Annotated in this window: 18 protein-coding genes and 1 tRNA gene; 7 read left to right on the top strand and 12 right to left on the bottom strand. The window is 31.3% G+C overall.

What is annotated here, in order from left to right; all coding sequences use genetic code 11:
* Nucleotides 1-4 precede the first annotated feature (4 nt).
* Nucleotides 5-484 (top strand): divergent PAP2 family protein, encoded by a 480-nt coding sequence (locus tag ACTF45_RS05080; protein ID WP_438949479.1) that lies wholly within the window; start codon nucleotides 5-7, stop codon nucleotides 482-484.
* On the opposite strand, the gene ACTF45_RS05075 is transcribed toward ACTF45_RS05080, so the two are convergent.
* The 4 genes from ACTF45_RS05075 to ACTF45_RS05060 form a co-directional block, all read right to left on the bottom strand.
* Nucleotides 481-1875, bottom strand: a complete 1395-nt coding sequence (locus ACTF45_RS05075) for a cobyrinate a,c-diamide synthase (RefSeq protein WP_438949478.1) — start codon at nucleotides 1873-1875, stop codon at nucleotides 481-483. The two genes, ACTF45_RS05080 and ACTF45_RS05075, sit on opposite strands and share 4 nt — an antisense overlap.
* A 10-nt stretch (nucleotides 1876-1885) precedes the next feature.
* Nucleotides 1886-3187 (bottom strand): glucose-6-phosphate dehydrogenase assembly protein OpcA, encoded by a 1302-nt coding sequence (locus tag ACTF45_RS05070; protein WP_288346617.1) that lies wholly within the window; start codon nucleotides 3185-3187, stop codon nucleotides 1886-1888.
* Between the two features lie 7 nt (nucleotides 3188-3194).
* Nucleotides 3195-4718 (bottom strand): glucose-6-phosphate dehydrogenase, encoded by a 1524-nt coding sequence (gene zwf / locus ACTF45_RS05065; RefSeq protein WP_288346618.1) that lies wholly within the window; start codon nucleotides 4716-4718, stop codon nucleotides 3195-3197.
* Between the two features lie 113 nt (nucleotides 4719-4831).
* Nucleotides 4832-5944, bottom strand: a complete 1113-nt coding sequence (locus ACTF45_RS05060) for an FAD-binding oxidoreductase (protein ID WP_288346619.1) — start codon at nucleotides 5942-5944, stop codon at nucleotides 4832-4834.
* 182 nt (nucleotides 5945-6126) lie between these two features.
* Here ACTF45_RS05060 and ACTF45_RS05055 point away from each other — a divergent pair, with 182 nt between their 5' ends.
* Nucleotides 6127-6642, top strand: a complete 516-nt coding sequence (locus ACTF45_RS05055; protein WP_288346620.1) for an SRPBCC family protein — start codon at nucleotides 6127-6129, stop codon at nucleotides 6640-6642.
* A gap of 27 nt (nucleotides 6643-6669) precedes the next feature.
* Here ACTF45_RS05055 and ACTF45_RS05050 read toward each other — a convergent pair.
* Both ACTF45_RS05050 and ACTF45_RS05045 read right to left on the bottom strand, forming a co-directional pair.
* Nucleotides 6670-6742, bottom strand: a tRNA-Glu gene (locus ACTF45_RS05050).
* A 41-nt stretch (nucleotides 6743-6783) separates the two neighbouring features.
* Nucleotides 6784-7902 carry a histidine kinase gene (locus tag ACTF45_RS05045; protein WP_288346621.1) on the bottom strand — a complete coding sequence of 373 codons (1119 nt, stop codon included), beginning with the start codon at nucleotides 7900-7902 and terminating at the stop codon, nucleotides 6784-6786.
* A 107-nt stretch (nucleotides 7903-8009) separates the two neighbouring features.
* Here ACTF45_RS05045 and ACTF45_RS05040 point away from each other — a divergent pair, with 107 nt between their 5' ends.
* Nucleotides 8010-8552, top strand: coding sequence for a hypothetical protein (locus ACTF45_RS05040; protein ID WP_288346622.1), 543 nt, complete (start codon nucleotides 8010-8012; stop codon nucleotides 8550-8552).
* Nucleotides 8553-8619: 67 nt separating this feature from the next.
* Complete coding sequence (locus tag ACTF45_RS05035) at nucleotides 8620-9060, top strand: Villin headpiece domain-containing protein (RefSeq protein ID WP_288346623.1); 441 nt, start codon at nucleotides 8620-8622, stop codon at nucleotides 9058-9060.
* A gap of 5 nt (nucleotides 9061-9065) precedes the next feature.
* Here the strand turns inward: ACTF45_RS05035 and ACTF45_RS05030 are convergent, their stop codons facing one another.
* On the bottom strand, nucleotides 9066-10061 hold the full coding sequence (locus ACTF45_RS05030; protein ID WP_288346624.1) for a ribose-phosphate pyrophosphokinase: 996 nt from the start codon (nucleotides 10059-10061) through the stop codon (nucleotides 9066-9068).
* 250 nt (nucleotides 10062-10311) lie between these two features.
* On the opposite strand from ACTF45_RS05030, the gene malQ reads away from it, so the two are divergent.
* Nucleotides 10312-11832 (top strand): 4-alpha-glucanotransferase, encoded by a 1521-nt coding sequence (malQ, locus tag ACTF45_RS05025; RefSeq protein ID WP_438949477.1) that lies wholly within the window; start codon nucleotides 10312-10314, stop codon nucleotides 11830-11832.
* A gap of 15 nt (nucleotides 11833-11847) precedes the next feature.
* Here malQ and ACTF45_RS05020 read toward each other — a convergent pair whose 3' ends face one another.
* Entirely contained in the window at nucleotides 11848-12336 is a 489-nt protein-coding gene (locus tag ACTF45_RS05020; RefSeq protein WP_288346626.1) for a helix-turn-helix domain-containing protein, read from the bottom strand.
* A gap of 109 nt (nucleotides 12337-12445) precedes the next feature.
* Nucleotides 12446-14104: an ABC1 kinase family protein gene (locus ACTF45_RS05015; RefSeq protein ID WP_288346627.1), complete on the bottom strand. Its 1659-nt coding sequence runs from the start codon at nucleotides 14102-14104 to the stop codon at nucleotides 12446-12448.
* Nucleotides 14105-14168: 64 nt separating this feature from the next.
* Between ACTF45_RS05015 and ACTF45_RS05010 the strand changes: the two genes are divergently transcribed.
* Both ACTF45_RS05010 and ACTF45_RS05005 read left to right on the top strand, forming a co-directional pair.
* Nucleotides 14169-15566, top strand: coding sequence for an aminotransferase class I/II-fold pyridoxal phosphate-dependent enzyme (locus ACTF45_RS05010; protein ID WP_288346628.1), 1398 nt, complete (start codon nucleotides 14169-14171; stop codon nucleotides 15564-15566).
* Between the two features lie 9 nt (nucleotides 15567-15575).
* The gene (locus ACTF45_RS05005) at nucleotides 15576-16433 is read left to right on the top strand and encodes a phosphatidate cytidylyltransferase (RefSeq protein WP_288346629.1); all 858 of its coding nucleotides are present in this window, start codon (nucleotides 15576-15578) and stop codon (nucleotides 16431-16433) included.
* Between the two features lie 136 nt (nucleotides 16434-16569).
* Here the strand turns inward: ACTF45_RS05005 and ACTF45_RS05000 are convergent, their stop codons facing one another.
* From ACTF45_RS05000 to ACTF45_RS04990, 3 genes are read right to left on the bottom strand one after another with little or no spacing between them, the layout of a single operon-like run.
* The gene (locus tag ACTF45_RS05000) at nucleotides 16570-17469 is read right to left on the bottom strand and encodes an alpha/beta fold hydrolase (protein ID WP_438949476.1); all 900 of its coding nucleotides are present in this window, start codon (nucleotides 17467-17469) and stop codon (nucleotides 16570-16572) included.
* Nucleotides 17470-17474: 5 nt separating this feature from the next.
* Nucleotides 17475-18569, bottom strand: coding sequence for an iron-containing alcohol dehydrogenase (locus ACTF45_RS04995; protein ID WP_438949475.1), 1095 nt, complete (start codon nucleotides 18567-18569; stop codon nucleotides 17475-17477).
* A 14-nt stretch (nucleotides 18570-18583) separates the two neighbouring features.
* Nucleotides 18584-21112, bottom strand: coding sequence for an ATP-dependent Clp protease ATP-binding subunit (locus ACTF45_RS04990; RefSeq protein ID WP_438949474.1), 2529 nt, complete (start codon nucleotides 21110-21112; stop codon nucleotides 18584-18586).
* Between the last annotated feature and the right edge of the window lie 103 nt (nucleotides 21113-21215).

Genomic DNA, 21215 nt, shown 5'->3' with positions numbered 1-21215 from the left:
ACTTATGTCAGAATTTTCAGATTTCTTCGATAATTCAGTTCTTTTCTGGAGTCTATTATCTTGTTTAATAGCTCAATTTTTAAAAATTATATTTAATTTCTTTTCATCAGGAAAGATTAGATTTGGAATTATGTTTGAAACAGGAGGCATGCCCTCAAGTCATTCTGCTTTAATAACTGGGGCTACATCAGGAATAGGTTTTCAATTAGGGTTTGATAACCCAATATTTGCATTAGCTATTGCACTTTCACTCATTGTTATGTATGACGCAAGTGGGGTTAGAAAATCAGCCGGTATTCAGGCTGCAGAAATTAACAACCTATCAAAAAAATTAGATCCTAAATCTCAAGTTGCTTTAAAAGAAACTCTTGGTCATACAAAATTTGAGGTTATTATAGGGAGTCTTTTAGGCCCACTAATCACATTACCAGGAATTGTGTTTATAGGTTCTCCTCTCAATATAATTGATTTGATCATAAATTAAGCATCTTGAGAATAATTAACTTGTGTAGCATCTACGAAGTTTTTTGCAGCTTCTTGACAACTTGGTAAATGTAAATGAATCCAACTTGCATGTAATTTTTTATCTGACCAACCTTCTTTTTTAAATTTAGTCTCCCACGATTTAATTTCCCATGGAGAAAATAATTGGCTATGATTCTCATTTTTTGTTAAATCAAATTCTGAGGAAGCTCGTTCAACTTGCCAATAATGAAATTCATGTCCTCTAATTGATTGATTTTGTTTAATCATTGGAGTATCTTTTAAACCCTTTATATATCTATAACCTACCGACAAATTACTTTTCTTTGACTTAAAAGGTAATATTCCGCTCATTTTATGATTAATACCATTTTCATCTTTTATTAGGTCTCCTAAGATCATCATTCCTCCACACTCTGCATAAATAAATCCTTTTTTACGGAATTCTCTTAATGAATTTAAGCTTTTATCTGAATCACTGATGTGACCAGCATATTTTTCGGGAAAACCTCCTGGAATAATTAAAGATGCAGCCTCATTTGGAATTTCTTCATTATTGAAAATGCTCCATGAAATTAGTGGAATTCCTATTTCATCAAGAAACTCCTTCGTTTCAGGGTATTGAAAATGAAAGATTTTGTCCTCTGCAATTGCGATAGGTTTCTTTTTATCTATTTTAAAATCTTTACAACTATTGGCATTTAGTATATTTTTTTTTGAAGGATATTTCAGAAATTTACACAGAGAAACAACGTCAAGATTTTTTTCAGCAAAACCTGCAAAATAATCAACATCAATTTTACTATCACTATCAAAGGGAGAAATTAAACCTAAATTAGCCTTATTAACAGTTATTTTTGAATCGGAAGGTAAAAACCCAAGGATTTGGATATCCTCATTTTTAAAAACTTCTCTAATTAATTTTTTATGTCTATCTGAATTTACGTTATTAAATATAATTCCTTTTATTGATAATTTATTATCAAAATCTCTAAAACCTCTAAATGTTGGAAGAAGAGAGGCTACTTGACCTTTAGCATTAACAATAAAAATTATTGGAGTATCAAGAAGTTTGGCAACATTTGCAGTACTTGAATAAGAAGTTGCACCTAATCCATCAAAAAGACCCATAGCTCCTTCTATCAATGAGAGTTCATATTTCAAAGAATGCTTTAAAAAATTTTTTTGAACCCATTTTTCACCACTTAAAAAAATATCTAAATTCCGACAAATGGGTTGGCCAATTGAACTAAGTTGTTGTTGATCAAGATAATCTGGTCCCACCTTGAAAGTTTGTATTTTTATCCCTTTTGAAAAAGCCCAACAAGAAATCAACAGAGATAAAGTAGTTTTACCACTATCAGTTGAAGGAGAAGATATTACACAAGGCATTTAATTTCTTTTATTTATTAAAACCATTAAATATTTGAACTGCGACCTTAATAGCATTTTCAAAAAGTGGACTAGTATTTCCTCTACTACTCCCCAATAACTTACTTACATCAGATTCTGATGAAGAAAAAGAGTTTGGAACAACTTGCTCTATTAATTGCATATCAGCCATACCTCCAGCTTCAAGTCTCATACATTCAACAGATTCACACCCAAGAATTACACAAGTATTGTTTTTACGAACCTCACTAATTTTAGAAATCAACCTTAATCCAATAACTTGGCCTGAATGAATACTTGGATTTCCCAAAGGTACTGGGTTTATACATGTCAAAATTTTCTCGCCATTCTTTCTTTTGAATTCTATTTTTATTAAATCTCCATGTTTATTTATTTTTGAAAATACCCATTCTAGTTTGTCACTAATCCACGAAATTAGAAGTAAAGCTTGAAGGAAATTACCTTCTGCTATATCTATATCAATATCTGAAATATGTTCTAATATAGGTCTCCTGGAAGGAGGATCAAAAATCATTGCTAATGATTCACGCCAACTTTTAAGTCTTACCCAATTTAAATCATTAATAGCCTTATTTGATTTTATTGATTGATAAAGGATTTTTAAGCATCTTTTAGGAGAACCATTTGCAGTATCAATAATTAACCTAATACCTTGATCGGTGAAAAAATTAAAAATTTCTTGTGATTCATCAAGGCTGCCATTCCACCATAACCAAATAGGTAAATCTTTAATAGATAGGTCATCAATAATTTTCAATCCTTTATTATTAATAGAATTAGAGTCACCCCTTATGACGACCAAATCGCCACATATAGGTTGAGTTATAGTGTTTTCACTAAGTGGGCAATATGCAGATACAAAAGTTTTTATCTCTGATTCTTTATTTAAAGTTGGTGCTAAGGTGATTAATCTTCTAGGATTTAAAGTGCTTATTGAGGATTCAAAGAATTGCCCTCTTAAGTCTTCATAATCTTTATTTAATAAATTTTCCTTTAATAAAGTCAATAACTCTTCACTATATATAGAAGTAGTATGTGATAATCCTTTATCTATAATTAATTTTTTAGCAACTTTTATTATTTCTGGACTTAATGTTCCAGTAATTGGTCCACTTATTAAGCCTGATTTAACTAAACATTGTTCAAGCCATGCAGGCTGCCAGACCATCAAAGTAAAAGTATTTGCTCCAGCGCTTTCTTCATCTTCAGAAATCCATAATTGATTTAAATAATTAGATATTTCTTGATGAGGTAGTTCTAATGGGGTTTGTAGTGTTAATTGAGGTTTCATTATAAGATTAGGGTCTGCGCCAAAAAATATTGTCTTTAGAAAGTAATTGATCTGATTCAGGAGGTCCCCAAGTCATTGATTCGTATTTATGAATAGGTAACTTCCAAGGAGCGTCTTCCATTAATTCTATTAATGGTGTATAAAGTTTCCAAGCAGCTTCTACCTCATCACTCCTTGTAAACAAGGTAGGATCTGAGAGCATGGCATCAGCCAACAACCTTACATAACCTTCGTCAGAAGGCTCTCCAAAAGATTCATCGTAAGAAAATTCCATCTCAACTGGTCTTGATTTCATCCCAGAACCAGGTGATTTGACTTCAAATTTAAAAGTAGCTCCTTCATTAGGCTGAATCCTAAGAATAAGCTGATTTGGCGCAGGATTAATTATTGTTGATTCAAATAAATGTACTGGGACATCTTTAAATGTTAATACAATTTCCCCAAGTCTTTTCGGTAGTCTTTTACCTGTTCTTAAGAAGAAAGGAACTCCTTGCCATCGCCAATTATCAATAAATACTTTTGTGGCAATATAAGTCTCTGTTGTACTGTTCAAATTTACTCCATCTTCATCCCTATAACCTTTAAGTCTTTTAAGACTATTCCCTCCTTGTGCATACTGACCTCTGACACAGCAATTCCAGGGTTCATTCTCATCGGCAAGTTTTGAAGCTTGAAGAACTTTTGCTTTTTCATTTCTTATTGCCTCAGGTTCAAATTTACCAGGAGGCTCCATCGCAGTTACAGCAAGCATTTGAGTTAAATGATTTTGGAGCATATCTCTTAAAGCCCCAGAGCTTTCATAATAACCAGCTCTATCTTCAACCCCAACAGTCTCCGATGATGTTATTTGAACACTTGAAATATAATTCCTATTCCATATAGGTTCAAAAATAGTATTAGCAAACCTCATAACGAGTATGTTTTGAACAGTCTCTTTCCCCAAATAATGATCTATTCGATATATCTGACTTTCATCTGCACAACTTTGAACGATCTTATTTAATTTCTTCGCACTTGAATAGTCTCTTCCAAAGGGTTTTTCAATAACAATTCGACTTTTCTTAGGATCATCAAGTAATCCAGCAGCTTTTAGAGCCTTACATCCACTTCCATAAAAGTTTGGAGATACTGATAAGTAAAAGGTGTTATTTCCATGTGTAGCCTGTAATTTATCAATTTTATTTAATCTTTTGGAAAGTCTTACAACATGATCACTTTGCTGTAAATCAACTGGTTCGTAGAATAGATAATTTGAAAACTGTTCCCATTCCTTTTCATTGTCAGATATTTGATCAGCTAACTTAGCCTTCATTTTTTCCTTAAAATCTTGATCATTCCAAGGCCTTCTTGCACATCCAACTATGGCAAATTCACTTGGGATCCTTCTTTGCAAATAGAGTTCAAATAAGGCAGGTATAAGTTTCCTATGAGTAAGATCTCCACTAGCTCCAAATATTATTAGGCATTGTGGAGATATTACTCTTTCTTGTCGCAAACCTAATCTAAGAGGATTACTTAAGGTTGAGGACATATCTTTTTATAAGTCTTATATAGATAAAATCGTCTTTTTTGGACTAATTAGCTACATTTTGTGTCTAAACCAAAAAAGTTTTTTAGTTATTAAAAAGTTTTTTATAAGAAAATTTAATAAGTTTCTACGTGCCACCTACCAGCTTTTTTTAATTGTGGTCTTAACTCTGACCAATTTAATCCCTTCTCTTCAGCTGCTTTTGTCATAGCTTCATCTATCCCAGGTTCCATTCCTTTAAGACCACAAAGATAAATATGAGTTTTTTCATCTTCGATCATATTGAAAATTTCATTTGCAGATTCTAAAACTCTATCTTGAATATACATTCTTCCCCCTTTTGTATTTTGTTGCTCACGACTAATGGCTTTTGTATATTTAAAGTTATCTGGATAGGTTTCAAGATATCTCTGTAGATCTTCTTCGTATAACAAATTAGCTGATTTAGGAGCACCCATAAATAACCAAGCTTTGCCTTTGAAATTCCATTTATTTTTTTCTTTTTCAGTAGCTTCAAACATTCTTCGTAGATAAGCCCTCATAGGAGCTATGCCAGTACCAGTAGCTAGCATGACTATATTTGCATCTTCTTCATCAGGAAGAAGCATTTCTTTTCCTACAGGACCTGTAATCTTTACCTTAGCTCCTGGCTTAATATCACATAAATAAGAAGAACAAACACCATTAATAGTTTCACCATCTTTTTCATACTGAAGTTGTCTGACACAAAGAGAAACGGTATTACCCTCAAAATCATCTCCATGCCTTGTACTAGCTATTGAATAAAGTCTTAGCTTATGTGGCTTACCATTAGCATCTTCACCTTCAGGCATAATACCGATGCTTTGTCCCTCTATATAGTTTAAAAAAGGATCGCTTTCTTTGAGGTCAAATGTAATGTGATTTACTCTTCCAATAGCACCTTCTTTAAGAAGACTGTAGTTCCCAGTCACTGTTCCTTCAAATGGAGTCTTTGGTCTATATATATTAACTGGTACATCAGCATGCTTTTTCTTCAAAGGCTTCGGGGATTCAACCTTTGCAGCAGCTACTGGTTTCGATTCACTCTTAGATTCCACTACCTTTGCCTCAGTTTTTTTTGATTTATTTGCTTCTTCAAATTTTATAGCCCTTTTATTAAAAAAAGTCATTATGAGATAAAAAACTGATATAACAATTGGAATATGAGCTAATCCACCTGCGATAACTTTTGCTTGTGAGTAAACCATTTTTTGAACTTATTTATACTAAAAGATTATCAATTTGTATATTAATTTGTATGTGTTTTATAAAAATGGTTACGTTTTGAGATCGGAATATTTAATTATAAATCTTTCCATTTTTAAATTTTTATAAATTTTATCGGTATAGTTACACAGGAATAATTTTTTATTTAATAAAAAATTCATCTATGAATAATTCTCAAAATGGTGACTATAGGACAATTGAGCAGACCATGGAAAAGCTTTCTGGAGGAACAAGAAGGCTTGCTGCTCAGTTAACTACTTCTGCGACATTCAACTCACTATGGAATGTTCTAACTGATTATGACCGCCTAAATCTCTACATCCCAAATTTGTTATCTAGTAGAAAAATTTATAAAAATAATAATAATGTTCATCTAAAACAAGTTGGTGCTCAAGATTTCCTTGGAATGAAATTTTCAGCGGAAGTTACTATTGATTTATTTGAAGAGAAAGAACTTGGTTTATTAAAATTTAGTCTAATTAAAGGAGATTTCAGAAGATTTGAAGGGAGCTGGAAAATTAAAAAAATAAAAGACACTTCAAAAAACTCATTAATTTATGATCTGACTGTACAGGGTTGTCAATGGATGCCAATAGGAATGATAGAAAAAAGGTTAAAAAAAGACCTTTCTGAAAATTTGATTGCAGTAGATAAGCAAGCAAAAGCTTCAATAAAATAAATAATTAAAATTTTGGAAATTAATTTATAGCCCCAAGGGGATTCGAACCCCTGTCGCCTCCGTGAAAGGGAGGTGTCCTAGGCCTCTAGACGATGGGGCCAAGGAAATAGCTCAACAGCTAATAAAAAATTAGGAGTAAAGCTATCCTTTCGTCAAGTGTTGTTGATCTTTGTTTTGGCCTTGCCACACTGGAACAGTAAAATGAAAGCATGAACCTTCACCAACTTCTGATACAACCCATATTCTCCCTCCATGCACTTCAACAATTCTTCTGCAAACAGATAGGCCAATACCAAATCCTGATGTTCCCTCAGATGTCTGTGGTAGTCTAACTCTATCAAGAAATATTCTTTTTTGCTCACTTACTGGAATTCCAGCACCTTTGTCACAAATCGTTATTTCTACCCATTGATTTGTTTTATGAATCAATGTAATTTTAATTCTTCCAGAATCTTCTGAAAATTTAAGGGCATTTTCAATTAAGTTTAAAAATACCTGTCTCATTCTTCTTTGATCTGCATATACGCTTGGGAGATCAGATGGTATGTCAGTATCAATTTCTATCTTCCTTAATCTCCAAAACTTTTCTAATTCAAGAATTGCCTCAGCACTTATGTTTCCTAAATCAATTTTTTGAGGATTAAAAAGAGCTTCCCATTTAGTTGTTCCGACCTCAAGAAGATCTTGAGATAAAAGTTCAATTTCCTCTAAACGTCGTTTAATTACGTCTTGCAATTTTTTTATATCAATTTGTCCTAGTTTTTGACTTTGAATAGCAAGAGTTGCTGCCGTCAGTGGCGTTCTTAATTCATGTGCAACCATTCTTAAGAGTCTTTCTTGTGATTCAATTCTTTTTGTAAGTGTTTCGTTTTCTTGTCTAAGGACCAATAATTCTTCTTCAAGGAGAAACTCTTTTTGGGTTCTAATTGAATCTATTTTAGAAGGTTGAAGATTAATACCTAAATTTTGTGTAACTCCTTCTTGTTTCCATCTAGGCAACCAAGTCTGCAACTGAACAAAAATATTACTTCCTGCAAATATTTGCTTTGGAGCTGGTGAAACTTTAATAAGAGCGGGAATAGCAACCAATCTATGCAATTCAAGTAGTTCAGGTTGTTCCGTTGGTTCAGAAACTTGAAGAGAAATCTCAAACTCGCAGTCATCAGACTCTAAATAAGATAGTAATGATTTAAGATCGCCTCTAGAAAGGTGATTTCTAGCAGCTACTAATATTAATTTTAATTCTTTTTTTTCATTCAAATCATTTGCCCAGAATTTTTGATAAGCTGTTTTTGCTTATAAACACATTAAGATATTTATATATATTTTACAGTTAAGCTATCAAATAATATAGACGATATTTAGAAATGGTTGCTAATATCCAAAACAATAATACGAATTACGGTGGATATAATTCCCCTGAAGTAAGCATAGACAGTAATTTAAAAAGATGGTTTTCTCGTAATATTGGACTTTGGAAATCCAATAGGACATATTTTCTCGAAGAAGAAAGGAAAACTTACAACCTTTGCATGTACATAAATATTGAGTCTCTTGAAAATAAAAAAGAATGGGAATCTCATTATAAATTTACTTGGTATCCAGAAAAGAAATATAGTTTTTTTGATGAACATCCCAAATATAGAGAAAGAGGAGAAATGCAAGCATTTATAAAGGACCACCAATTAATAAGAGAAAAATTTTATTTAAGTGATATTGATGGAATATCCAATATTAAACAAGTTGATGAACATGAAATGATTTTCGAATCATCTTATGAAGATTGGTACATCCTTGAACACACAAGACTTATTGACGGAGATAACTATAGATATAGAGTTATATATTCATGGAACAAAGATAAACTTAAAATAGTAGAGAATCATCATGAAATAAAAATTATTACATAAATTCTGTTAGCCAATTAAGTTTAAAAATAAAAAATGTTATCTTTAAAAAATAAATTAAAAATAATTTATGCTTATAAATTTGTATTCAAAAAAAATTTTTAAAATTCTAACTCTTCCTATATTTTTATACTTAACTTTTTTTGACATAACATTATTCAATAAAGAACTAAAAGCCGACAAGAAATTACAAGCGGCTACCGAGAAAGATCTTTTCTTATATAGGCAAATGGGGGCCTCTTATCTTTGTATTGCTACAAATGCTGAAGTTGATTTTGAGAAAAGTCTTGGAATAGCTAGTGCTACTTTCGCAAATGTAATTACAGGAAAGCATGAGGGCCTTATTAAAGAGTTTGGTACTGAAAAAATTGACCAAAAGAGATTATATAATGCTGGAACTTTTCAGATTGTGTCAAGTGCTCTAAATATTTGTCCTAAAAACATTCCTAAAGAAATAAAAAATAGTTACGAAGAAAGACTAAAAGAACTTATTAAACAAAATAAAAAATAAATTTATTATCTAAACATAGAGCTAACCGAACTTTCTTCATGAATTCTCCATATTGCCTCTCCTAACATATTTGCTACAGAAAGTACTTTTAACTGAGGAAATTCGTAATTATCAATAACTGGAATACTGTTAGTAACTATAACTTGTTCAAATAAATCTTTTGAACTTAACCTTTCATAAGAGGGCGGAGAGAAAACTGCATGGGAAGCACACGCAAAAATTCTCTTTGCACCTTCTTTATTTAACAAATTTGCTCCGGAACAAATAGTACCCCCAGTATCAATCATGTCATCTATAAGAATAGCCGTTTTTCCCTTGACTTCTCCAATAACAGTAAGACTCTCTGCGATATTATGAGCAGATCTTCTTTTGTCAATAATCGCTAATGGAGCATCATTCATTAATTTGGCAAATGCTCTTGCTCTGGCTACTCCACCCACATCAGGAGATACAACAACAACTTCCTCCAACTTTAGAGACTCAAGATAATCAATTAAGACAGGAGATCCATATATATGATCGCAAGGAATATCAAAATATCCTTGTATTTGAGCTGAATGTAAATCCATGGCAAGAACTCTATCCACGCCAGACTTCTCAAGTAAATTTGCTGTAAGCTTTGCTGTAATTGACTCTCTTCCTGAAGTTTTTCTATCCGCCCTTGCATATCCAAAATATGGAATGACCGCTGTAATTTGTCTAGCTGAAGCTCTTTTACAAGCATCAACCATAATCATCAACTCCATTAAACTATCGTTGACAGGAGCGCATGTAGGTTGAATAAGGAATACATCGCAACCTCTTATAGATTGTTGAATTTGAACATAAAGTTCTCCATCAGCAAATCTTTTAGATACTAAGGGAACATTTTCAATCCCTAAATATGATGCAATTTCTTCAGCTAATTTAGGATTAGAAGTTCCACTAACTAACCTTAATCTACTATTAGTAAGATTAAAATTCGGCTCTTCATTATCTACTGCCGTGATAAAACTTGTCACGAAATTAGCTTTAAAAAATCTACTAATATCGTAGTACCTAATATTAATTTCGCAAAAATTAATTAACTTATTTATCTTTCATAGTTAAAAGTACTAAGTTTGAATATTAAATATTCCGAAATATATAATTTTAAAAGTTATCGGTAGATATAAGAAACATCTAAATTTATTTGTTAAATGATATATATTTAATTATTCTTAATCTTAGATAATAATTGATAAAAGAATTATAAAAAAATCACCTTAATTAATGAGTTTAAAATCAGTTCTAAAAAATAAATCGTTAGGTATACTTGTTCATCCTTCAAGTCTCCCCGGAGGTAGTTACTGCGGGACCTTTGGAGAAGGCGCTAAAGATTGGATTAAGAAGCTTTGTAAGTATAAGATTAATCACTGGCAATTCCTACCTCTTACTCCAACAGATTCAACTGGATCTCCTTATAGTTCGCCATCCAGTTTTGCGTTAAATCCTTGGTTTCTTGATGTCAATAAATTAATTGAAGAAAACTTTATCATTTCATTAAATATGAGAGATTTACAATCAATTAATCAGAACGAAGATCATTTTGATTTTGATTATGCAAATAATTTATCGAAAAAATTAGGAGAATATCTTTTATTTGATTGGGAATCTCAATCTGAAATGAGGAAAACTGATTTTTATTTATGGAATAAAAAAAATACTTGGGTTGAAGATTATTCAATCTTTATGGTCTTAAGAGAGAAATTCAATATGTCGCCATGGTGGGAGTGGCCATTGGAGTTTAAACAAAAGGAAAATGAATCTATAAAAACATGGATAAAAGACAAAAAAAATGAAATACTTAAAACAAAATTAATACAATGGCATCTTGATAAACAGTGGAAGGAAATCAAAGTCTTTGCCAAAACTAATGGAATTACACTCATAGGTGATTTGCCTTTTTATGTTTCAAGAGACAGTGTGGATGTATGGAGTAATAAATCACTATTTTCTATCTCTCAAAATGGAGATTTACTTTATCAAAGTGGAGTGCCTCCTGATTATTTCTCATCTACAGGACAACTATGGGGTACTCCCACCTACTATTGGGCAAAGCACAAAAGTACAGCATTTAGATGGTGGAGAAAAAGATTTAAGAGACAATTTGAACTTGTTGACATATTAAGACTTGATCATTTTAGAGCGTTGGCTGGATATTGGAGAGTTGATGGGAATGCCCAAAATGCTATTAATGGGTCATGGATTAATTCTCCTGGAAAAGAGCTATTAAATATTTTAAAAAAAGATTTAAAATCTGACTATCTACCTATCATTGCTGAGGATTTAGGAGTAATAACTAAAGATGTAGAGATTTTAAGGGATAATTATGAATTACCTGGTATGAAGATTTTACAATTCGCATTCGATGGGAATGACAATAACCCTTATCTACCTAAAAATATCGAAAAAGAGAACTGGGTTGTTTATACAGGAACTCATGATAACGCTACCTCCACATCGTGGTGGGATTGTTTAGATATTACAATTAAAAACCATATTAAAGATAAATATAAATACTCAAATGATCCCTCTTGGAATTTAATAGAAATTGGCATGAGTACAAAAGCAAACCTTTTTATCTCTCCAATTCAAGATATCTTATCTTTGGACGACTCAAGTAGATTAAATACTCCTGGAACAATTACTAATAATTGGAGATGGAAATTAAATCAAACTCTTGACGAGATAGATATGAATTTAAAAAAATATAGTGACCTTGGAAATAATTATGGGAGATTAAGCAATTAGATCATCAGATATATTTTATTTTCCTTTTTCCTCAATAATTTGAATCTCAATAATATTAATATTTGAAATAAAGTATCTATTAAGAAAAAATAGTATCAAAATTAAAAATAAAAAATAAAAAAAACTTCCCTGCCAGGAATTTAGAAAATCAAACTTTCTTAAAATAATTTTTTTTTTGTTTTTTTCAAAAGTATTTGTTTCTCTAATTTCTAACCCTACCAATGTATTATTTTCCATGAATAAACATTTTTCCAACTTTAATAATATTGACCTTAGAAAAGGATCTCTTGGTCTAAGGTCTTCAATATTATTCTCAATTGAATTTATAGAAGATTCTGGGATTTTAGAGATATTTGATAATTCTTTAACAGAAAGATTATTTTGAGTCCTTGCTTCTTTTACTAATTTACCAAGTTCAACATATTGATCATATTTTTTACTATTATTTTGTTCCTCCAATGTTATTTTTTTATTTTTTTGAAAATTAATATTGAATAATCTCATTAGAATTTTTTTATTTGACTATTTAAATTATGCATCTAAAGGATTATTTAATTTTAATCAATTCATAAATCAAAAACTATAATTTAATGAGTTGATATAAAAGCAAACACTAAGCTGGAGATATAATGTTTTGAACAGCACTTTTAGCCAATTTTAGAGGACTAAAAGTATCTCTAAGCAAAATTAAGAGTTTTTCTGCATCTTTAAATTCCAATCTATCATCCTTAACAAGGCTTAATAAAAGGTTTTTTCTTACTTCAGATCCTTTGTCACTTACAATTAGCTTCAAACCTGCATTGGCTACTGGAATGAGATCTGCATTAATATTTTCGGTATCCTTAAATAATGTATTTAATAAACTTTCAAGCTTATCTATCTGAATCCTTCCTTCATTATCAAATACAACCTCAAGAAGAATATTTACAATTTCATCTGAATTATCTGTTAAAAGTTTTTTTGCAATATATGGATATGCAATTTTTAAGATCTTAAATTCAGGATCAAGTCTCAAAGCTAAACCTTCTTGACTTACAACAGCTCTAATTATTAGTGCGAACCTACTTGGAACTCTAAACGGATAAGAATACATGAGTTTTGAGAATTTATCAGTTACATTTTTTAAATTAAAATTTCCAACCTCGGCCCCAAATGAACCCCCAAGGACCTCTTTAAGTGGTTCTACAAGTTCTTCAAGATCTTGTTCTTTGGTTAAGAAACCTAATTTCTGAAAATCTTTAGCCATAAGTAAATATTCTTGGTTAATCAAATGCACAATTGCCTTAATAAGTGTAAGCCTATCTGAATTTGTAATAGTATCCATCATCCCAAAATCAACGTATGCTAAGTGTCCATTATCTAAAGTTCCTCCTTTAAGAGCAAACATGTTTCCAGGATGAGGATCTGCATGAAAATAACCATATTCGAATAATTGCTGCAGTCCACTTATCACGCAAGTTCTAATATAAGAAGAAGGTATTAAATTATTTTGCTCTAAAATTTCTCTGTCCCTTAATTTAACTCCATCAATCCAAGATGTTGTAATAACCCTTTTTGAGGAAAAATCTTTTTCTAATTTTGGTATAAATACATTGGGATTAGATTTAAAAAGATCGGCAAACTTCAATGCATTTTTCCCTTCTTGCTCGTAATCAATTTCATCAAAAAGGGCTTTACCAAATTCATCTATTATTTCTCCAATACCAACACCAATATTAAGTGGTAAAAATGATCCAAAAGTAGTCGCTAAGATTTTTAGAATTACAATATCTCTTCTAATAAGAAAATATAAATTAGGTCTTTGTACTTTTACAGCACAAAAATTATTATTTTTTTTTCTTGCTTTATAAACTATTCCTAAACTTGCTGATGCAATAGGTTCATCTGGAAAATCATCAAATAATTCATTAGCAGGAAGTCCAAGTTCATCTTCAATTATTTTTAGAGCAATTTTATGTTTAAAAGGTGGGAGATTATCCTGTAGATTTGTAAGTTCTGTTAGCCAATCTTGCCTTACAAGATCTGGTCTAGTTGAAAGTGCTTGTCCCAATTTAATAAAACATGGACCCAAATCGGTAATAACATTAAAAAGGTATTTTGAAAGATTTTTCTGTACACTCTTACTATTACTGTTACCTTGAAAAAGTATTCTTACTAAAAGAAAAATTAAAGTTAAAAGTATATATAAAACTCTTGGTAATAATATCCATGGTCTTAAGATCAACCAAATCATATCCCCTTTAGGTGAATATCTTGAATAAGAAGTTGCCATTTACATTTAAAATATTAAAGAAGAATTTGTTTTCTACATATTCTATATGTGCCAATAATACTTTATGAGTATTTCTTCTTTTCTAACTAAAAAGTTTTTAAAATCACTTTTTTTTCCTGCCCACAATAGAGGGAAAGCTTTACCAAAAGGCTTGATTAGATTATTAAAAAAACAACCAGGTTTTTGGGATTTGCCAGAACTTCCTGAAATAGGTTCTCCATTATCTAATAGTGGATTAATACATGATGCGCAAATATCAATTTCAAAAAAATTTAATACAAAAAAATGTTTTTTTGGAGTAAATGGAGCATCTGGTTTGATTCAATCAGGAATAATCGCTATGGCTAATCCTGGTGAATATATTCTTATGCCAAGGAATGTTCATATAAGTGTTATTAAAGCTTGTGCTTTGCAGAATATTATTCCAATATTCTTTGACATAGAGTTTTCTAGTGTAACTGGACATTATATGCCCATCACGAAAAAATGGTTTACAAATGTATTCAATAATATAGATTTTGACAATTCTAAAATTGCAGGAGTCATATTAGTTAGTCCTTACTATCAAGGATATGCAACGGATCTTGAACCTTTAATTAAAATTTGTCATCTACATAATTTGCCTGTTTTAGTTGACGAAGCCCATGGTTCGTATTTTCTTTTTTGTGAAAACTTTAATTTACCGAAATCAGCCTTAAGATCTAAAGCTGATTTAGTAGTCCATTCATTACATAAGTCACTTAATGGACTAACTCAAACAGCAATAATTTGGCATAATGGGAATCTAATAGAAGAAAATAAATTAATCAAAAGCATAAATTTACTACAAACTACTAGTCCTAATTCTCTTTTGCTTTCTTCTTGTGAGGAGTCCATTAAAGACTGGCTTAATAAGGATAATCTTAATAAATACAAAAAAAGAATTTTAGAAGCAAAATCAATCTACAATGAGTTAATAAAAAAAAAGATACCTCTTATTGAAACTCAAGATCCTTTAAAAATAGTACTAAATACTTCTAAAGTTGGTATTGATGGCTTTACTGCAGATAGATTTTTCTATAAAAACGGATTAATTGCTGAATTACCTGAAATGATGACGCTTACTTTTTGTCTTGGATTTTCAAATCAAAAGGATTTTACTTTTTTATTTCAAAAATTATGGAAAAAGTTACTAATTCATACTAATAAATCTTATGGTTTGAAAGCTATAAAACCTCCTTTTAGAATAGTTCAATCACCAGAAATACCAATAGGAGTTGCTTGGAAAAGTAAGACTATTAGCATTCCTCTAGTTGAATCTTTGGGGAAAATTTCTGGAGATATTATTTGTCCTTATCCTCCTGGAATACCTTTAATTGTACCTGGAGAGAGAATAGACCAGGAAAGAATAGATTGGATAGAAGCTCAAAGTTTGTACAACGAAGATCTGTTAAATTCTTATATAAGGGTCTTAAATAACTAAAAATCAAATATGAGATTGCGAAGTGGCTTATTAATCGGATTGTTTGGATTAGTTGTTGTTTTATTAGGCGGATGGTATTTCACAATAGCAATTGCATTACTTACCTATATTGCACTTCTCGAATTTTTTAGAATGGCAGAATTCACAGGAATTAAACCAGCCACCAAAACTACGTTATTTTCTTGCTTCATAATTACAATTGCGACATATCTAGAAGTAATTGGATTCCTTGATAGAGAGATATACAATTCAATATTACCAATATGTTCAGTAGGAATATGCACGTGGTTATTGCTGCAGCCAAAGTCAGGCACTATTTCAGATATTGCAGCATCAATTTTCGGATTATTTTATTTAGGTTTTTTACCTAGTTATTGGATTAAATTAAGAGCGATACAATCGACTATAAATAATTCTTCCGATGGAATATTATCCTTTGAAAACATCTCAAATTCAACAGGTCTTTATTTAACATTAATTTCTTGTTTATTAATTGTGGCAAGTGATATAGGTTCTTATTTTATTGGAAAGTCTTTTGGCAAAAGGGCACTTTCCCCATTATCTCCAAGTAAAACTATCGAAGGTTTGATCGGAGGAATAATATGCTCAATTTCAGTAGCAACCTTTTTTGCGTTTTTACTTAGTTGGCAGAATCCATTCTTAATTGGGATTTTATATGGAATATTAGTTTCTCTTATGGCATTAGTAGGAGATTTAATTGAATCAATGATGAAAAGAGATGCGAAAATTAAAGATTCTGGAACTTTTTTACCTGGTCATGGTGGAATACTTGATAGAATTGATAGTTATATATTTACCCCTTCAGTTATTTATTATATAATTATAATTTTGAAGTTTTTTAATTAATTCCTAAGTATTAACTTTACAGTTAAATCTATATTTACTAATTAATTTTTTTTTAAGGTAAAAATATTTTGTTCATATATTATTTAAATAACAAGTTTAAATTCTATTACAATTAAAATTATTAATAATACTTTTACTAGGTACAAAAATAATCATAAATAATCTTGCTAGATAATGATGGCAAATCTACATGTGGAAGATGACCACAATTTTTTAACCCAATAAAATTTAATTGATCTATTTGTTTTATTTTATTAATTTCTTTTTTACCGAGAATGCGATCATTCTCTCCACAAATAGTTTTAATTGAAATATTTTGCATGTAGTTATATGTCCCAGCAAATCCACCACTTTTTGCAAAAGAAGCTAAAGAATTTCTCCAGCCAGAGCATCCTAAATGAATTGAAGCAATTTGTTCTTCCATTGAACCAACACTTTTATCTGGATATGCAAAAGCTTGTCTACAAAGTCCCTTTCTAACTTGAGATAATCCTAAAAAAGACGCCCCAATCTGGTTTAGTGGGAAGGGAATATTTTTGGATTCTCCAAACAAACCCGCTGGAGATAACAGAATCATCTTATCAATGAGCTCAGGGATTTCCTTCGACAAGTTTATCGCTACGGATCCTCCCATTGAAGCTCCCACAACCATTAACTTATTTTTTAATTTAAGGGTATTAATAATATCAAGAAGATTAGAAATTATTTTACGAGGATTATATTGATTGGAAGCATTCCTCGGAGTAAATCCAAATCCTAATAAATCAGGAATTATTAATTGGAATTTTTTTTTTAAAAATGGATAAATTCTCCTAAATTCAAGAAAACTACTATCAAATCCATGTAAGAAAAGGATTGGTTGACCAGTTCCTCCCATAACGACTGGAAATTCAGAAGAATTCCATTTTTCGTTAAGCTTTATCCAATTAACGTCATTAGATATATTCAATCCTAATGGATCCTGAATAGAGTTTTTGACTTTTTCAAAATAATCAATATTCAACTTATTAGGATCATTATAAATATTGTTATTCAAAGTATTTATGCTATTTTAATTTTTTGTTTTTCAAATTTTGTAATAGTTTCTATTATATCTTGCTGATTGATTTCAAAAGGCAAAAAATGAATCTCTGATTTATCCCTGCATGTAAATTCAGCAATTTTTTGTAAATTATTATTTTCAAAAACATTTATTCCTAAGTCGGCAATAGTAGTTGGTAAATCCAATTTTCTCATTAATTCCATTAACTGTTTAATAGATTGATTAGCTAATTTATTGTTATTTTTAGTTTCTTCTAATCTCAGTTGCAATAAGATTCCTACTCCAACAATTTCACCATGTAAAGGCTTATGACTTGAAATTATCTGAGTAATAGCATTATGTATAGCATGAGCAGCTGCAGTTCTACACTTTTCTCCACCAATTCCACCAATCAATCCAGCAGTAAGTGAACATCCCTCTACAACATTACACCAAGCAACATTTTGGAATGACTGACTCTTATAAGCACTTTCTCCATTAATAAGTAATTGGTCTCTTAAGACTCTTGATATTTGAATTGCTTGCTGAACGAGTCCATCTTCCACTTTTGAACTAGTCAAAGAAGATTCGTACCATTTAGCTAATGCATCAGCTATTCCACTAGCAAGTGTCCGCTTAGGGGCTGTTTTAATAAATCCGTGATCAAGTACTAATATTTCAGGACAAGATTTCAACTCAATATCCTTGATAAATTGTCCATCTTTTGAATAAATATTTGATAATGCAGTCCAACCTGCACAAGTAGATGCACTTAAAGGGATAGTAATAGCTGGAATCGATAGAAAGTCTGCTAAAAATTTTCCTGCGTCTAAAACTTTGCCTCCACCTACAGCAATAATTGAATCGCAATTATTTTTAAGTATGATTCTTTCTATTCTTTCAAGATCTTCATAACAACAATCAAATTGTAAGTTTGATGTAATTATATGAAAATGATGATCTTGTAAGTCTTTATAAATTTGATGCCTTATTTCCTTCGTTGATAAACTTCTACCTAAAACTAAGGGACGCTTAGAAATTTTTTTTATTTGTGTCAGAGATTCTACCCAAGCATTATTTCCCCTAAATATTTTTTCTGGAGATATTAATTGCATATCAGAGAAGCTGTCTAGAAATTAGCCCCTGCCAACTCTTGAGAAGATTCTTCTGAAGAAATATTTACTATAACTTTTTTATTCTCATCAATATCAACTAAGGCTTTGTCTCCATCTTTAATTCTTCCTGATAACACCTCTTCAGCTAAACTATCTTCTAATAAGCGCATGACTGCTCTTCTTAAAGGCCTTGCTCCGTAAGCTGGATTATATCCTTCCTCGACAAGCCTTTCTTTAAAAGCATCAGTAACATCTAGTTTTATACCCTTCTCGTTTAATCTAGAAAAAACTTCTTTTAACATTATTTCTGCAATATCTTTAACTTCATTTTTAGATAATTGTCTAAATACAATTATTTCATCGAGCCTATTTAAAAATTCTGGTCTAAAATATTGTTTTAATTCCTCATTTACCAAAGATTTTATCCTATTATATTGGCTATCTTCAACTGAATCTCCTGAAAATTCAAAGCCTAAACCTCCACCACCTTTTTCGATTACTTTAGAACCAATATTAGAAGTCATTATTAAAAGTGTATTTTTAAAATCGACCGTTCTACCTTTTGAGTCTGTTAGTCTTCCATCTTCAAGTAATTGTAATAGTAAATTAAATACGTCTGGATGAGCTTTCTCAACTTCATCAAAGAGTACGACAGTGTATGGTCTTCTTCTTACTGCCTCTGTAAGTTGGCCTCCCTCATTAAAGCCAACATACCCTGGAGGTGAACCAATTAATTTGCTGACAGTATGTCTTTCCATAAATTCAGACATATCTAATCTGATCATGGCTTCTTCACTACCAAAGAAATACGAAGCCAAGGATTTGGTTAATTCAGTTTTTCCAACCCCAGTAGGACCTGAAAAGATAAAACTTGCAATAGGCCTATTAGGATTTTTCAAACCGACTCTAGCTCTTCTAATAGCTTTTGATACTGCTTTAACAGCCTCATCTTGACCTATTAACCTTTGATGCAAAGTCTCTTCCATATTAAGAAGTTTGACTGATTCGGTTTCTGTTAATTTCTGAACAGGAACTCCTGTCCAAGAAGCAACTATATGAGCTACATCTTCTTCACTTACAAGAGGATCATGAATAATAGTTGAGTTATTTTCCGTAGTTTCTTTAGCATTACTTATATCATTTTTTTCTGAACTTTCTTTTTTATTTTCCAAAAGCTCTTTTATTTTTGCAGATAATTCAATCTCTTTTTCTCTTAACGCACCTGCCTTGTCAAAGTTCTGATCTCTTACTGATTCTTCTTTTTGTTTCTGGATTTGTCTTAATTCTTTATCAATTTGTTTCGCTTCGGGAGGAAGTTTAGAATTAATCAACCTTACTCTACTACCAGCCTCATCTATAAGATCTATAGCTTTGTCTGGTAAAAATCTGTCAGAAATGTAGCGATCACCTAAATGAGCTGCTGCTTCTAATGCATCATCTGTAATTTTTAAACGATGATGTTGCTCGTAACGTTCTCTTAAACCTTTTAAAATTTCAATAGTATCAGCAATAGATGGCTCCCCAACCATTACAGGTTGGAATCTTCTTTCGAGAGCAGCATCTCTTTCAATATGCTTTCTATATTCATCAAGAGTTGTAGCACCTATACATTGGAGCTCACCTCTAGCTAATGCTGGTTTTAATATGTTGGCAGCATCAATTGCTCCTTCAGCAGCTCCTGCACCTATTAAAGTATGAACCTCATCGATAACTAATATAACGTTGCCGGCAGATTTAATTTCTTCCATTATTTTTTTTAGTCTTTCTTCAAATTCACCTCTATATTTTGTTCCTGCTACAAGGAGGCCAATATCAAGAGTCAGAACTCTTTTATCCTCAAGGATATCTGGAATTTCTCCAAGTTGAATTCTTTGTGCTAAACCTTCAGCAATAGCAGTTTTTCCCACTCCAGGTTCACCTATAAGAACAGGATTATTTTTAGTTCTTCTACCTAAAATTTGAATAACTCTATCAATTTCTGCATAGCGTCCAACAACTGGATCGAGTTTTGATTCGCTTGCTAGTTTTGTTAAATTTGTACCAAACTCGTCAAGAGTAGCTGTTTTTAAATTACCCTTATTTGAAGAGCCACCTGAACCAACCTCAGCAGTCTCTCCTAGCATTCTTATAACTTGAGTTCTGACTTTCGTTAAGTCGATTCCAAGATTTTCTAAAACTCTTGCTGCAACCCCTTCTCCTTCTCTAATTAAACCTAAAAGTAAATGTTCCGTACCTATATAATTGTGACCCAATTGGCGTGCTTCTTCAAGAGATAATTCTAAAACTCTTTTCGCTCTCGGTGTAAAAGGTATTTCAACTGCTACAAATCCTGAACCCCTTCCTATTATTTTCTCAACTTCTATTCTTGAATCTTTTAAATTTACACCTAGTGATTTGAGCACCTTTGCAGCTACACCTGTTCCTTCTCCAATTAAACCTAAAAGTATTTGTTCTGTTCCAACAAAGTTATGTCCAAGCCTCCGAGCCTCTTCTTGCGCAAGCATAATGACTTTGATTGCTTTTTCTGTAAATCTTTCAAACATTACTGTTTTTAATTTCTTATTTATAACCTACCAGTATTAAGTCAATTTTGTGTTCAGAATGAGCTTTTGTGAATACCCAAAAGTATAAATTAATCAATATTAA

Source organism: Prochlorococcus sp. (assembly GCF_965655815.1).
GTDB classification, from domain to species: Bacteria; Cyanobacteriota; Cyanobacteriia; order PCC-6307; family Cyanobiaceae; genus Prochlorococcus_A; species Prochlorococcus_A pastoris.
Note: the sequence above shows the minus strand (reverse complement) of the source record. Positions and strands in the feature narration are given on the sequence as shown.